14 protein-coding genes are annotated in these 15,835 nt (G+C 44.3%); 2 read left to right on the top strand and 12 right to left on the bottom strand.

The features are described 5' to 3' along the window. Positions 1–100: 100 nt before the first annotated feature. From M1K58_RS00990 to M1K58_RS00940, 11 genes are all read right to left on the bottom strand, one after another. The gene (locus tag M1K58_RS00990; protein ID WP_256756800.1) at positions 101–1,051 is read right to left on the bottom strand and encodes an ABC transporter permease; all 951 of its coding nucleotides are present in this window, start codon (positions 1,049–1,051) and stop codon (positions 101–103) included. Positions 1,052–1,055: 4 nt separating this feature from the next. Beyond that, positions 1,056–2,132, bottom strand: coding sequence for an ABC transporter permease (locus tag M1K58_RS00985; protein WP_256756799.1), 1,077 nt, complete (start codon positions 2,130–2,132; stop codon positions 1,056–1,058). After that, positions 2,129–3,658: an ABC transporter ATP-binding protein gene (locus M1K58_RS00980; protein WP_256756798.1), complete on the bottom strand. Its 1,530-nt coding sequence runs from the start codon at positions 3,656–3,658 to the stop codon at positions 2,129–2,131. Before M1K58_RS00980 ends, M1K58_RS00985 begins: the two co-directional genes overlap by 4 nt. 160 nt (positions 3,659–3,818) lie before the next feature. Continuing rightward, entirely contained in the window at positions 3,819–4,937 is a 1,119-nt protein-coding gene (locus tag M1K58_RS00975; RefSeq protein ID WP_256756797.1) for a BMP family lipoprotein, read from the bottom strand. A gap of 131 nt (positions 4,938–5,068) precedes the next feature. Next, complete coding sequence (locus M1K58_RS00970; RefSeq protein ID WP_256756796.1) at positions 5,069–5,890, bottom strand: purine-nucleoside phosphorylase; 822 nt, start codon at positions 5,888–5,890, stop codon at positions 5,069–5,071. 67 nt (positions 5,891–5,957) lie between these two features. Beyond that, positions 5,958–7,259 carry a pyrimidine-nucleoside phosphorylase gene (locus M1K58_RS00965; RefSeq protein ID WP_256756795.1) on the bottom strand — a complete coding sequence of 434 codons (1,302 nt, stop codon included), beginning with the start codon at positions 7,257–7,259 and terminating at the stop codon, positions 5,958–5,960. A gap of 44 nt (positions 7,260–7,303) precedes the next feature. After that, positions 7,304–7,984 (bottom strand): deoxyribose-phosphate aldolase, encoded by a 681-nt coding sequence (deoC, locus tag M1K58_RS00960; RefSeq protein WP_372339085.1) that lies wholly within the window; start codon positions 7,982–7,984, stop codon positions 7,304–7,306. Between the two features lie 5 nt (positions 7,985–7,989). Beyond that, positions 7,990–8,937 carry a DNA-binding transcriptional repressor DeoR gene (locus M1K58_RS00955; protein ID WP_256756793.1) on the bottom strand — a complete coding sequence of 316 codons (948 nt, stop codon included), beginning with the start codon at positions 8,935–8,937 and terminating at the stop codon, positions 7,990–7,992. Positions 8,938–9,126: 189 nt separating this feature from the next. Then, on the bottom strand, positions 9,127–10,095 hold the full coding sequence (gene pfkA / locus M1K58_RS00950) for a 6-phosphofructokinase (RefSeq protein WP_256756792.1): 969 nt from the start codon (positions 10,093–10,095) through the stop codon (positions 9,127–9,129). A gap of 30 nt (positions 10,096–10,125) precedes the next feature. Next, the gene (locus M1K58_RS00945) at positions 10,126–11,205 is read right to left on the bottom strand and encodes a tetraprenyl-beta-curcumene synthase family protein (RefSeq protein ID WP_256756791.1); all 1,080 of its coding nucleotides are present in this window, start codon (positions 11,203–11,205) and stop codon (positions 10,126–10,128) included. Between the two features lie 21 nt (positions 11,206–11,226). Beyond that, on the bottom strand, positions 11,227–11,571 hold the full coding sequence (locus M1K58_RS00940; RefSeq protein ID WP_256756790.1) for a hypothetical protein: 345 nt from the start codon (positions 11,569–11,571) through the stop codon (positions 11,227–11,229). 192 nt (positions 11,572–11,763) lie between these two features. On the opposite strand from M1K58_RS00940, the gene M1K58_RS00935 reads away from it, so the two are divergent. Together M1K58_RS00935 and M1K58_RS00930 are read left to right on the top strand one after the other, a co-directional pair. Then, on the top strand, positions 11,764–13,062 hold the full coding sequence (locus M1K58_RS00935; protein WP_256756789.1) for a multi antimicrobial extrusion protein MatE: 1,299 nt from the start codon (positions 11,764–11,766) through the stop codon (positions 13,060–13,062). 34 nt (positions 13,063–13,096) lie between these two features. Next, entirely contained in the window at positions 13,097–14,263 is a 1,167-nt protein-coding gene (locus tag M1K58_RS00930; protein ID WP_256756788.1) for an MFS transporter, read from the top strand. 99 nt (positions 14,264–14,362) lie between these two features. Here the strand turns inward: M1K58_RS00930 and M1K58_RS00925 are convergent, their stop codons facing one another. Further along, positions 14,363–15,700 carry a hemolysin family protein gene (locus tag M1K58_RS00925; protein WP_256756787.1) on the bottom strand — a complete coding sequence of 446 codons (1,338 nt, stop codon included), beginning with the start codon at positions 15,698–15,700 and terminating at the stop codon, positions 14,363–14,365. Positions 15,701–15,835 lie beyond the last annotated feature (135 nt).

Below are 15,835 nucleotides of genomic sequence, written 5' to 3'. Positions count from 1 at the left end.
CCAAGGCTTCTTCTTTACTAATAAAGGAAACTTCCTTCTCGATTCCTACACTTTAACAAAATCACAACTCACAAGCTGGTTAAGACGTAATCTCTTGGAACTATCTCTTACCGGAGTCGTAGGGTTCCCCCACTGCCTTAGGCGCTCTAGAGGACTTAGAAAACACAATTAATGCAATTAGCGTCACGACGTACGGGAAAACCTTGAGAATGATGGGCGGGAACACAGCGAGCGATGGAATGACCTGTGATACGTTCGCAACTGTGCTGGCAATCCCGAAAAACAGAGTTGCACCGAGAACACCTAACGGCTTCCACTGTCCAAATATCAACGAAGCTAAAGCCAAGAAGCCTAGTCCCGCAACACTGCCAGTAAATTCACCCGCATAGGTCACGATGATAATAGCCCCGCCGAGACCTGAGAACGCTCCCGAGATCATAACACCGAAATACCGCATTCTCTTCACATTGACACCCGCTGCCTCCGCAGCATGCGGATGCTCTCCACAGGCTCTTAGACGCAAACCAAACGGTGTCTTATAGAGTATAAAGGAGCTTAGGCCAACTATGATTAGAATTAACCATGTGGTCCAATAGGTTTTTGTAAAGATCAATGGTCCGATAATGGGAATCTCGGAAAGCCAAGGTACATTAAAAGGCACAAAGCTGCCGATGTGAATATTACCGCTACCGGTCATGTTGCGTGCCAGGAAAATCGTGATAGCTCCAGCAATCATATTAATCGCTGTACCACTAATAACCTGATTAGCGCTTAGATTAATACTTGCAAAAGCATGTAGGAGAGAAAATAACATTCCGGCCAGCATAGCCACAAGAAGACCGATCCACATGACACTTGGATTGTTCGGATATTGAGCCTGTAGCTTGAAAATGGTAAATGCTCCAGCAAAGGCACCCATGATCATAAGCCCTTCTAGTCCGATATTAACAACACCACTTCGTTCACTGAACAGTCCGCCTAATGCGGTTATAAGCAATGGAATGGTGAAAACAATGGCATACGGAGCAATTTGTGTAATCGTTGTCCACATATGACTACTTCACCTTCCCTTCATGCTCTGCAGACGATTTGGCATTTGCTTTACGACGGATAAGCCATCTAACTAGCCGTTCGATTAGAATGCTCGTAGCTGCGAAATAAATAATGATCGCAATGATTGAATCCGCGATTTCGGGAGGAATATCAGTCATCGCATTCATAAATCCTCTTCCCGAGTACAAGAGACCAAAGAACAACGCGGAGAGCAACACACCAACCGGAGCATTAGCCCCTAGTAAAGCGACCGCAATCCCATCGAAGCCTTGTGAGGGTAAAATCCCAATTTGGATATTCGACGCATTACCTGCATAGAGTGCAACTCCACCTATTCCCGCAATCCCACCTGATATTGCCATCGATAAAATAATACTCCGATTAACGGCGATACCTGAATATTCTGCAGCATGTCTGTTATGCCCCACTGCCTTCAGTTCATATCCAAAAGTTGTTTTGTTAATGATGAAGGAGATTATAATAGTAGCAAGCACTGCGACGAATAGACCAAGATTAATATAAGAACCATCGAACATCTCGGTTAGGAATGAAACCTTGAGAGAAGCGGTGTCCGGTAAAGCTTTCGATTCCGTCTCCAGGAATTCTCCCTTCAGATAAGCAGGGACCGCATAGTATATTGTCCAATAGGCAATCCAGTTCATCATGATCGAAGAGACAACTTCATGTACATTAAATTTAGCCTTCAAGAAACCAGGGACAACCGCCCAGAGAGCTCCACCCACAAATCCTGCAAGTAGCATGAGAGTAAGCAAAAGCGCCTTCGGAAGATCTAAGCTTAATCCTACAGCCGATGCACAGAAGCCTCCGAACAGCAATTGTCCAGCAACTCCGATATTAAACAATCCTGTCCGGAATGCAAAAGCGACTGAAAGCCCGCTGAAAATCAGAGGTGTAGCTGTAGCGAGCGTATTCCCGATTCTTTCCGGATTTTTAAGCCCACCTTCGAGCAAATAAGAATAACCAGTAATCGGATTATGACCTGTCACCAACATCAAGATAGCTCCAGCCAACAATCCGAATACAACGGCGAATAAGGAGACGACAATTTTGTTATTCATGCGCCTTCCTCCCTTTTTACGCCAGCCATCATTAATCCGATTTCATTTTCACTCGTCTCAGAGGCTTGTACCAAGCCAATCAGTTCTCCTTGATTCACGACCGCAATTCGATCTGAAATATTCATGACTTCTTGCAGCTCAAGCGAGACTAACAGTACCGCCTTGCCGTTATCTCGATGACCGATCAGACGTTTATGAATGTACTCTATTGAGCCCACATCAAGTCCCCTTGTCGGTTGAACAGCTATGAGCAGAATGGGATCCCGTTCGATCTCCCGACCGATAATCGCCTTCTGTTGATTCCCCCCGGAGAGCGATCTAGCCAGAGAAGCAGCACCTTCTCCTGAGCGAACATCATAGCTTTCGATAATCTGATTTGCATATTGCTTAATTTTTGCATCCTTTAAAATCCCTTTGCGGGAATAGGGCTCACGATGATAAACCTCAAGCACAATATTTTCTGCCAAGGTGTAATCCAGGACTAATCCCCGTTTCTGGCGATCCTCAGGAATATGACCAATACCAGCTTCAATTCGCTCACGAATTGACTTATTCGTGATCTCTTGTCCATTCAGAAAAACGCTTCCTGACTCAGCTTTTCGAAGTCCAGTGACCGCTTCTATCAAATCTGATTGCCCATTGCCCTCTACTCCAGCAATACCGACAATTTCACCTGCTCTAACCTCTAACGAGAAGTTTTTAAGTCCAAGGACCTTCTTAGCATTTTTTACAGAAAGCGATTCCACTTTTAACACGACTTCGCCGGGTACACTTGGAATCTTGTCCACCTTAAAGGAAACCCTTCGACCAACCATCATTTCCGCCATATCAGCTTCACTGGTCGGAGCGACATCAACCGTACCGATTGTCTTCCCACGTCGAATAACCGTACAACGATCGGCGAAAGCCTTGATCTCCTTCAACTTGTGCGTAATGATAATAATTGATTTGCCTTCAGCAATCAGATTTTTCATAATGCGACCAAGCTCTTCGATCTCTTGTGGCGTCAATACTGCTGTCGGTTCATCTAAGATGAGTACATCTGCGTTCCGATACAATGTCTTGAGAATTTCCACCCGTTGCTGCATGCCTACTGAGATATCCTCAACCTTAGCATGTGGGTCAACATTCAAGCCGTAACGTTCGGATAGCTCAGAGATTTTCTTGCTAGCTTTCTTAATATCAATTCCGAGTCCAAACCACTTACGAGGCTCTATGCCCATAATGATGTTTTCCGTAACTGTAAAATCCTCCACCAGTTTAAAGTGCTGATGAACCATACCGATTCCGAGCTCGTTCGCGACATTCGGATTGGTGATCCTTACTTCCTTACCGTTAACCTTTATTGCTCCTCGGTCAGCTTGGTACATACCGAACAGAATACTCATCAGTGTGGATTTACCCGCGCCGTTCTCTCCGAGCAAAGCATGGATTTCCCCACGCTTCAAGCACAATGTAATATCGTCATTAGCAACGATACCGGTAAATTCTTTCCTGATGTTTAACATTTCCACTACGTAATCCATGATAAGCTCCCTCCTCTGGACAGGACGAATGATTATAATTAACGATAAGAGTACTAGTTCGAGTTCAACACGCCTGATAAGCCCATCACGATCGCTTATCAGGTCTGTTGAACAAAAAAAGACGGAGTACCCGTCTTTTTTCTATTCAATTCAATCTCTCTTACTTGATCAAGGTGCCTTGCTCACCAGCAACAGTAATTTCGCCGGCTTTCATTTTATTAAACACTTCTGCAACTTTAGCTACTGTCTCAGCCGAAAGATTCGGATTTTCCTTCGGAAGACCAATGCCATCATTTTTCGCATCAAATGTCAAAGTTTCGCCGCCTGGGAATTTACCCTCAGCTTCAGCTTTGATCATATCAAATGCAACAGTGTCAAGTTGCTTCATAGCAGAAGTCAGAATAATCGACTTACCATCTGCTTTCACGCCATCTTTATATTGGTCACTATCTACGCCTACAATCCATACGTCCGAACGGTTTTTAGCTTCGTTAATTGCTCCTACGCCAACGCCGCCAGCTGCAGCGAAGATAACCTTAACGCCACGATCGTACATTTGCGCAGCCAATTGACCACCCGCAGCAACGTTATCGAAGCTTCCTTGATAGACAACGTTATCCTTCTTAATCGTTACTTTAGTACCCAAGTTCTCGTTTGCATAAGCTAGACCTTGTTGGAAGCCCCAGTTATACTTCTGAACCGCAGGAATTTCCATTCCCCCGATGAAGCCAGCTTCGCCTTCTTTAACTTCAAGAGCAGTAGCAATCCCCGCTAAATAGCCAGACTCATGCTCAGCGAAATAAATTGAAACCGTGTTTGGCTTTACATCATATTTATAATCTCCAGCATGCGGTCCACCATCAATAATAACGAACTTAGCATCTTTATATTTATCTTGGGCCTTGAAAATCGCTGTTTCGAACTTAAAGCCTGGAGCTAAGATGAACTTAAAGCCAGCATCATAGAGGTTACCGATTTCTTTCATATAGTCGGCTTCTGTCGTGCCAGATGGTTTCAAGTACTTCTCTTTAACTCCCAAGTCCGCTTTTGCTCTTAGTACGCCTTCCCAAGTTCCTTGGTTGAAAGACTTATCATCAATTGTTCCCGAATCTGTAACCATACCCACTTTAAAGTCAGCAGTCGGTTTTGCTGGAGCGGAGCTTCCGCTTTCCGTTGCCGGGGAACTCGCGCCACCATTATTATTATTCTTGCTACCACAACCTACAAGCACAGAAAACACCATTGTCAAAATGGCCAACGTCACAATACTTTTTTTCACCTTAAAAGCCTCCCCAATATCTAATGTGTGAACTCTTAAACCAAAACATATCAAATTATAGCATAAAAGGACTGGGCTAAATATCAACTTTGTCCTGAACCCTCATGGATCACGATTCGTAAAAGAAATGTTTACAATCTAGCCACAATCTCTCTAACTAGAGAGATAAACATCGGCTTGGTACGATTGGCCACCTCTATCACTTGTTCATGGCTTAACGGCTCCAAATGCTCACCGATCGCCATATCCGTTACACAGGAAATACCAATGACCTTCATTGCCATATGACTAGCTACGATAACTTCGGGAACGGTGGACATTCCAACTGCATCGCCACCTAGCTTCCGGAGCATCGTCAATTCTGCTGGCGTCATATACGTTGGTCCAGTAATTCCGGCATAAACACCCTGTTGGACAGTAATACCAAGTGATTTGGCCGTATCACGGACAAGCTCAAGTAATTCAGGTGTGTACGCACGGCTCATATCTGGAAATCTTGGTCCCAAAGTAGAATCATTGGACCCAATCAGTGGGTTGGCACCCGTCATATTCAAATGGTCCTCGATGAGCATTAAATCTCCAGGATTGAAATCGGGATTCATCCCACCGCACGCATTAGTTACAATAAGCTGATCTACCCCTAATGCTTTCATTACTCGAACTGGAAACGTGACCTCTTGCATGGAATAGCCTTCATAATAATGGAATCGCCCTTGCATTGCGATGACCGTCTTATTATGAAGATGCCCGATGACAAGCTGGCCCGCATGACCCTCAACCGTAGATATCGGAAAGTGCGGGATCGATTCGTAAGGAATTCGTATTGCATCTTGAATCTCATCAGCAAGCTCACCTAAACCGGAGCCAAGGATAAGACCGATTTGCGGTTGAATGGCTGTTTGAGACTGAATATAAGTTTTCGCCTCTTCCATTTGACGAAGCAACTGGCCCATTTCAATTTCCCCCCTAATAAAGTAAAGTATACCTCACTTTTACCAACTACTCGTCCAAATTCTAAGTCTACTTCACTTCTCCAACGATTAAAGGAGGTGGAGTTACAGCTTGGCCCTGAATCTGAATAGACTCGTATACCTGAGCGATAACTTCATTTACCGATTCACTATTCGCATGGATGGTCGCGATCGATTGTCCAAGCTCTACGGAGTCCCCGATCTTCTTGTGAATCACGATTCCAACCGCTAGATCGATTATAGATTCCTTAGTCGCACGACCCGCTCCAAGAAGCATCGCGGCTAGTCCCATATTCTCGGCTGCAATTGAAGCCACATATCCCGCTTCCTTCGCTGGTACCTCATAACGATACTTTGCTGTAGGTAAATTTTCAGGATGGTCAACAACCGAAGCATCACCACCTTGCGCGGTAAGGAACGTCTTAAACTTCTCAAGAGCACTTCCATTTGCGATGGCTTGCTCCAGTAAAGTCCGAGCTTCCTCCTTACTAGAAGCAACCCCAGACAACACAGCCATATGACTACCAAGCGTCAAGCATAGCTCGGTCAAGTCAGCAGGTCCGACCCCTCTTAACGTATCTATTGCTTCTTTAACCTCTAGAGCGTTACCAATCGCATTCCCAAGTGGCTGACTCATATCAGATAACACGGCAACCGTACGCCGTCCAACACGATTACCGATATCAACCATACAAGTGGCCAATTCTTCAGCTTCAGCCAGCTCTTTCATGAAGGCGCCATCACCTGTTTTGACATCCAGAACAATAGCATCCGCACCAGAAGCAATCTTCTTGCTCATAATGGAGCTGGCAATTAAAGGGATGGAATTGACGGTGCCCGTTACGTCCCTAAGTCCGTATAGCTTCTTATCCGCAGGAGTAAGGTTATCACTTTGTCCAATGACCGCAAGTCCATTCTGATTGACTAGATCAATGAATGTCGCATTGTCGATCTCGACGTGAAAGCCCGGAACAGATTCCAGCTTATCGATTGTACCTCCAGTGTGGCCTAGTCCCCTTCCTGACATCTTGGCAACGGGAACTCCAATGGAAGCAACGAGCGGGGCAAGAACGAGCGTAGTTGTATCTCCCACGCCTCCCGTACTATGCTTATCTACTTTAATACCGGATATCGCAGACAAATCAATAGTCTCGCCCGAATGCACCATGGCCATCGTCAAATTCGCTCTCTCCGTTGATGTCATTCCTCGGAAGAAGATAGCCATCGCCATCGCTGACATTTGATAGTCAGGAATAGACCCATTCGTGTAACCTTTTACGAGACTATTTATTTCGTTTTCCGTTAATTGTCCACCATCACGCTTCTTCGTAATTAGATCAACAGTTCTCATTGCTCATTTCCCTCCCTGTTGCACACTGGCTATCCTTATAAGGCTTAATACCCCTGTCCAACCCCACCTGTAACGATCGCGATTGAGGCGCTCGCCCCAAGCCTTGTCGCACCAGCTCGAATTAACTTCTCAGCAATATCCGCATCACGAACCCCACCGGATGCTTTAATTCCCATGTCTGGTCCAACCACATGACGGATGAGTGCGATATCTTCAACAGTCGCTCCTCCAGTACCAAACCCAGTAGAAGTTTTTACGAAATCCGCACCCGCTTCTTTACATAATAGAGAAGCCTGTCTTTTCTCCTCATCGGTCAAATAACAAGTCTCGATTATAACTTTAACCGCTGCTTTACCTTTGCAAGCTTTGACGACTTCTTCAATATCTCGTTTGACCGCATCTAGATGTCCAGACTTCAAGGCACCAACATTTAGAACCATATCGATCTCGGTTGCACCTGCATGAATAGCATCCGTTGCTTCCGCTGCTTTTATTTCAGTTCTGCTGACCCCAAGTGGAAATCCGATTACGGTCGTTACTCCTACTTGACTGCCCTTTAATTCATGCGAGGCAAGAGGAACCCAGTAAGGATTCACACATACTGTTGCAAAACCATATTGCTTTGCTTCCCCACAAATCCGTATAATCTCCGCTTCGGAGCTTATCGAACTCAATAAAGTGTGGTCAATCATTCCGGCAATTTGTTCAGGTGTCATATTTGTCATTTCTCCTATGTGTCCAATTTTTTCAACAAAGCTTTAGCAGTGATTTGATCCGTCACTAAAGTATTTCCATATTTCCCTTTTAAAGCACCAAAAATCGCATTAATTTTAGATGGGCCGCCAGCGACGAGAACGGAATGCTCCTTCGTACGTAAATCCGCTAGTTCAATACCAACCGTGCGTTCATCAATACTAGGCAAGCAGATTTCACCGTTGCTATCATAATACCTTGAGCAGATGTCACCAACTGCATTCGTTTTAATAATTTCAAGCTCATCATCATGAAAATAATTCGAATTGATCAACACAGAATCCGGTGTCGGCGCTCCAGCTGTAAATACGGCTATATTTGCGTTTTTCCCCATGTCCATTACTCTGCGAATATGGCGATCTGTGAGCATCGCTTGCTTAACAAGAATATGGTCTACAATTGCTGGCAAATACATGAAATAGGGCGTGACGTTAAAAGCTTTACCAAACAAATGTACAATCTCAGAGGGAGAAATGTGAACGTCTGCATCACTGACGCCTCCATTTAATTGAACGACAAAGGAGTTATTTAGTGACTTTTCCTTCAAGTGAAGGGCAACCTGATACATCGTTGAACCCCACGAAGCACTAATCATATCACCGTCTTTGGCCAACTCATGAACATAATTCGCCGCAGCTTGCCCGATGTATTTCTTCACTACGCTTTCTTCATAAGTCGGAGTAAAAGCGATTACAACATGCTTAAGCTGAAACTTTACTTTAAGCAAGCTTCTCAGAACTTCAACATCTTCCGTTGGATCTTTAATATCAATCGTGACAATACCCTCAGCCTTCGCTTGCTGAAGAAGACGAGACACCGTCGGCCTAGATACTCCCAACGTGTCTGCAATTTGATTCTGACTGTAATCTAATTGGTAATATAGCTTTGCAGCTTCAATTACCTTCCTCATTTTGTCGTTCTCCAACAAAATTCACACCATTCATTAAGCAAAATTTGAAATTTTGTTCAACTTACCTGAAATTTTGTTCTCACAATTGCTATTATAATAGAATTTCTATTTTTTCGCTATACTATTTCCTATCTACCGGAAACAAGAAAACTGCTCAGGATGACCGATTGGCCTCCTGAGCAGTCTCTTAACATCTATGTTCAATTATTGAGATAATCTTAAGGCCAGATTATAAATATCGAGGTTAAAAGACTTCTTCGTTGTGACTACTTTCTCAATATCGGTTGCAACGAATTCTCCTTTAATAATGCCAATTCCCTTCCCGGAATCACCTTCCTGCAAACGTTGAACCGCATAGTCCGCAAGGCGACTAGCCAGAATTCTGTCGTTGTGCGTCGGAGCACCACCGCGTTGAATATGTCCAAGCACAGTAACCCGTGGTTCGATGCCGCTATATTCTGTAATATTTCTTGCGACTTCTTCTCCAGAACAAACTCCTTCAGCTACGACGACAATACCGTGGCGTTTCCCTTTACTGAAGTTGTCTTTCATGCGCATGGCAATATCTTTTATATCGAAAGGAACCTCCGGAACGAGAATGGCTTCAGCTCCACTTGCTAGGCCAGCATACAGAGCAATATCACCACAATGGCGACCCATGACCTCTACTACCGAAGATCTCTCGTGGGAAGTCATTGTATCACGAAGCTTGTTAATCGCATCTACCACAATACTAACCGCAGTATCAAATCCGATAGTAAAATCCGTAAATGGAATATCGTTATCGATCGTGCCCGGTAGTCCCATCGTCTTAATTCCTAGCTTACTTAGCTTATGAGCACCATGATAAGAACCGTCTCCTCCGATTACGACTAAACCGTCGATACCGTTATTACGAAGCACCTCAGCTCCGCGTTGTTGACCTTCCGGAGTCATAAACTCTTTGCAGCGTGCCGTTTGGAGAATGGTTCCACCACGCTGAATGATATCTCCTACACTTCGCAAATCCATCGGTCTCAGATCCTCGTTAAGTAGCCCCTGATAACCTCTTTGTACTCCGTATACTTCTAGTCCTCGGTACAAAGCGCTTCTCACGACAGCCCGGACCGCTGCGTTCATCCCTTGTGAATCTCCACCGCTTGTTAATACTGCTATTTTTTTCACTGCACTCATCCGAATTCCTCCCTAAATATCTCTATGTCTTTACATTGCCTTTCGTATCCAATGGCTGTTCAGCCAGAAAAACACTCTCGTCCAAGGGCTTCCCTTCATAAGAAGCTTAGCCGTCCTTCGAACTTCCTTCTGATCGCGAACTTTAGGATCAGATAAGTACAAAGCCACCAAGCCTTCCACGATCATACGATGAAAATGTCCAAACGGAAGCTCATCAGCAGATCTTCTAGCGGCTTGAACCATTTGTTTCATTCGATCATTTAGCATGGCCTGATCGTCATAGTAGCTACAGAAATTCAAATCTCCGCCTATTTGATCTTCAGCTTGATCAATCAAATAATCAAGGAGAATATGCAAGCCACATATCGACGGAAAATAATGATTCCTAATCGCTTCGGCTTGATCAGCCTTAAGCATAGGATCGCTAGCTGCCAGAAATAACATAAACATCCCTAGGGTTGATCCTGTTGCTGCTGCAAATTCATTCCACTTTAGTTGTGGATACCGAGCAGAGTGTCTATCCCACCACTTCAGAAGCTCTGGCTCTCTGTCTGAGTGGGTAATATGTTTATAAACTTGTAAGTCTACATACATCTGTACAAGTTCGATAACATCATTCTGCACATGCTTATACGTAGGTAATTGAGCAATAGAGGCTCTGCACTGAGTAACTAGCGCAGCAAGATATCCCCCATCGTCTTGCTCTTCCCTCAAGGCATAATAATTTTGGGTTTGCGCCTCAGGTGTAACCGCATCTAACATACTTTGATGAATTAGCCGAAAATCGTGTGGATCAAGGGATGTGCTTCGATCACACAAATTATCCAAGTAGTCGCTAATCGTCTGTAGCGCCACGATTAATGGGATTAGCACATGCCGTTGCTCTAGATTTGCGGCAGCATACACTCCCCCACCTTCGCAATGAAATTGCTTAGTGTTCATACTGTCGAGAGCTTGCTTGCGAAGTTCAAGATTCGGAATTTCATTGGCGCGTGAACGCCAACGTCCCAGTTCCGCCCGAACCTCCGGCAAAATATATTTATATACTCTCTTCATCAACGAAAACGGTCCGCGAGGAGATCGTCCAACTAGCAGGGTTTGGCTCTTCATTTCGTAGTACCTCCACTTGCACTATCCAATATGCATTTTTGAATGGTCATTCAAGTTTTGCTGCGTACGAAACCAGATGTTCAGGTCATTTACTCGGCTAGCCAAATCGGCAATTTCAGAATTAATAAGACAGGCTTGAACGAAATCATTTTCCTCGAACAACTTTTGCTGCTTAATCCTAATGATAGCTTCAAAGCGCATAATATGTTCTGGAATATTACCACGAATCATTTCCCAGTGTGCGAGTATTCCAATCCGATGTTCTAGCTTGAGCTCATCCCAATCGCGATCCAGACATGGAATTGATATTCCGTGCCGCTCGCTATATTCGAATTGGTTGTTAATCCACTGCTCGTCTATCTGCATCTCTCTCACCCAATCTTCAACTAAAGCCTATCAAAAAGCATTATTCTTTAATTTATCATTTCACACCGGCGAAATCCAGCATTATCGTCCGATTTATTGTCTGAATTCCTCCCCCGATATTCGTCAGAATCTGCTATAATACAAGCAATCCCAGCGAATGAGCATACATACCGCTCTAAAAGGAGCTCTTTTATGAAGACAAATAACGAGCCGGTCTCTTTGAGACGGCTTTTCATATTTTTCATACCGATGGGTATTTCTGTCCTGTTAATCAATTTATCCCATGTCATTATTAATGGTACTTTAGCAAGATCAAGCAATCCTGAAATCATTCTCGCAGGATATGCGCTGGCAATGAGTCTGCTCATCGTAACTGAGAAGCCTGCAGTATTGTTCCGGCAAACGGTTTCGGCATTAGTGAGAGATCGGATTTCCTTCAGGGCAGTAAGACGAGTTAGTTATTATGTATTTGGAGCTTCCCTCATCTTCGGAGCACTTGTGGCCTATACACCAATCGGTCATTGGATTTTTGGGGGTGCATACGGCGCCGACCCCATCGTTGAAAGAGAAGCGGTCCATGCCTATTATGCGTTGATGTTCTTGTCCGTTTTTTCGGGTATTCGTTGTTTGTACCAAGGGGTCATTATTTACAAAATGAGGACGCGTTGGCTAACTATCGCGATGATCTTCCGCTTAGGCGGGATGTTCTTACTTTCCCAATACTTTCTTAAGGTCGGTGTCGACAGCGCGCTACAGGGAACGGTTATTTTCGTATTCGGAATGATGATTGAAGCAGGCATCAGTTGGTGGGAATCCAGCAGGCTGCTGAAGAAGCTGCCGGACAAGGATCCGGATTGTGAAGTTTCGAAGCCTAAGGAAGTTATGGCTTTTTACAATCCATTACTTTATTCCTCCCTCATTGTCGTTTGGCTGCTGCCTATCTTAAATGCATTGCTTGGAACGACCGATAGAGGAACGCTTGCTGTAGCTTCTTTCGCCGTAGCCGGCAGTTTAATGAATTTAGTTCTCGGCTTCTTTACTTATTTTCATCAAATTGCTCTATTGTTCGTCAAATCCAATCCGGCCATTGTTCGTAAATTCACACTTCTATTAGGTTTTATCCCCCCACTTCTGATGTTATTAATGGCTTTCACGCCACTTGGGGCTTGGATGTTTTCTCATATTCTAGGGGTTAAGGGTGACTTACTTGAAGCTTGTATTCATGCCTTGCGGGGATTTTTCCCCTTTGTGCTTGTATTCCCTTGGCTCGACACTTTAAATGGAATTGTCATGGCACATGGAGAAACTAAGCTCATGTTCGGTTCTCAAATGGCTAATGCGATTATTACAGCGATTTCGATAGTCCTGCTCGTCTTGTTTTTGCCCGCATGGAGTGGCGTTCTAGGTTCATTGGCTCAATCTGGAGGAATCATCGCGGAATTGATTTTCTTGACTTGGCTATTTCGTCGTCGTCATCGAGTGGTAAATTAATTATTGATCAACTTAGAACAGGGGAATACGATGTATGGACAAACCAGCTATACAATCGGTGCGAGGGCAAATCTTCGTGTTGAGAACGATGCAGTTCGCTAACTACGCGACCGCTGTACTACTTATCACCTATTTTCCACTTTATTTCGAAAGCCTCGGATATACAAAGCTTCAGATTGGGGCTATCTACTCGGTGGGTCCCTTTTTGTCCATTGTATCTAATTTAATTGTCGGTATTTTAAGTGACCGCACCAAAAACTTACGCCGCATTCTCAGCACACTTTATTGCGTTCAAATTTTAGCGCTTGCGCTACTACTGCCGCAGAAAGAATTCGGTATTATGGCTGGCATTATGGCTTTATTCTATTTGTTCCAGACGCCTAACAACTCCATGCTGGATAGTGTTTCACTTCTTGCAGCAGAACAGTTGAAACGAAGCTTTGCAGCTATTCGAATGTTCGGATCGCTTGGCTATGCCATTTGTGCTATCGCTTTCGGTTATTTGTTAAAAATGTATGGGTCGGACCTGACCATTATCCTTGCTCTTTGCACGATTGTAGTTTCGCTCATTTTTTCCTTCTTTATCAGCAACTATCAAGCAACATTGAAAAAATTTGAATTCAGTGGATTATGGACTCTCATACGAAGAAAGGAAACACTTACCTTCTTCCTCCTCATCATGGTTGTATCTGTTGCTCATCGACTAAATGAGGGCTTTCTATCCATCTCCATGAGGGAGATCGGAGCTGATGATTCTATTATCGGATTCGCCTCAATGGCTTCCGCTGTGAGTGAGATTCCCATGTTCTTCTTACTCGCAAAGTTCGGGCATCGCTTCCGTGAGCTACCGTTACTCGCTCTTGCAAGCTTCTTATACGTGATTCGCTTAGGATTACTCAGCTATGCTAGTGAGCCATGGATGATGGTTGCCTTACAGACAATGCACTGTATCACCTTCGCTATTTTCTATATTACAGCTCTACGCTGTTTGCAAACTTTAATTCCTGATGAATATCGTTCATCCGGACAAGCTGTGTTCGCTGTAGTCTGGTCCGGTCTCGCTGGGCTCATTGCAGGAACGCTTGGAGGCTGGCTCTACGATGCCATGGGTTTATCTTATGTGTTTCGAACGGGCGCTCTATTCGCCCTGGTAGGCGCCTTAGGCTTCTTGCTCGTGCATATGCGTCGTGGCAATACTTAAAGTGTAGATTCACACATGCCTCACAGACGCAAAGACACATAGGAATCCAAAACAGGCAGTATAGGAGAAAGATCTACATCCCCTATACTGCCTGTTTTTTTAACCTGTTTCAGCTTGCGGTTCCCAGTCTACTTCGTCCGATCGAGTAACGAAGATTCTAGCTATTCGCAAGTGATCGGTCTCTTCAATCGTGAACCGGAAGCCCTCTAGTGAGGTTACATACTGGTTCTTCTTCGGTGGATTCTCGATCTGAGAGTATATCCAGCCACCAATTGTATCGTAATCCTCTGTAGAAATATCGATTCCGAAGAAGCTGTTCACTTCTTCAATGAGCATCATACCATTAATCGAATAAGTGCTTTCATCCAGCTTCTCGACATCAGGACGCTCTTCATCGAATTCGTCTTGAATTTCCCCTACGATTTCTTCCATGATATCTTCCAGTGTCACTAAACCCGAGGTTCCACCATATTCATCAATCAGAATCGCAATTTGCGATTTCCGCTTCTGCATCAGCTTAAGCAACGTACTGATCGGCATGCTCTCTGGTACGGTTGTCATCGGGCGCATTACATCTCGAATGTCTAGAATCGAGTTGTCTGTGACTTTCAATAAGTCTTTAATATGGACGAATCCAATAATATTATCTTTATCCTTCTCACATACAGGATATCTCGTGTGCATTTCGCGGAGTGCGATGATTTTGTTCTCCTCAAACGACAAATTGCCGAATAGGCAGCTCATCTCAGTACGGGGAATCATAATCTCGCGTGCATTGGTTTCAGCAAATTCGAAAATATTATCCATAAGCGTTAACTCGGTCTTATCGATCAACCCGCTCTTGTGACTCTCTTTCACTAAGATCCGAATTTCTTCCTCCGTATGGCCAGAAGAAGAAACTTCCGAAGTATCGATACCAAAGGGCTTAAGTAATAATCCCGCGATACCGTTGAGTACCCAGATAAAGGGACTCATTACTTTACGGAAAAAAATCAGCGGAGTAGCCGTCCAAAGAGCAACAGCTTCGGCTTTACGAATGGCAACCGACTTCGGTGCCATTTCACCTAGAACGATATGGAGAATCGTAATAAGTGTAAAACCGATAATGAATGATATGGGGTGAATAAACTTATCACTCAAATTCATCGCTTCAAACCAAGGCTCGATCATTCGGGAAATCGCTGGTTCACCGATCAACCCAAGCCCCAGTGAAGAGAGGGTAATACCTAGCTGACAGGCTGATAAATAAGCATCAAGGTGATCCATCAGATGAGAAGCGACCTTCGCTTTTTTGTGCCCTTCTTGCACCAATGTATCAATTCTTGAACCACGAGCTTTGACCATGGCGAATTCTGCCGCTACGAAGAAGCCGTTCAGAAGCACCAAGACAAAAATGAGAACCAAGTCCACGCTTAATGGAAAGGGGTCACTGTCCAAATAATCCCTATCCTCACCAGTTGGAGAGGATAGGTACACCTCCTTTATATAATGAAAAATAACTAACTAAAATAAATAAACTAAAAAAGGGTATACGGCTTTATTATAGCTTAGACGGTTTAAAGCAGTCCGTCA

It is taken from the genome of Cohnella sp. WQ 127256 (assembly GCF_024519285.1).
GTDB lineage: Bacteria > Bacillota > Bacilli > Paenibacillales > Paenibacillaceae > Cohnella.
The sequence above is the reverse complement of the archived record's forward strand: the minus strand, read 5'-3'. Positions and strand labels throughout refer to the sequence as shown.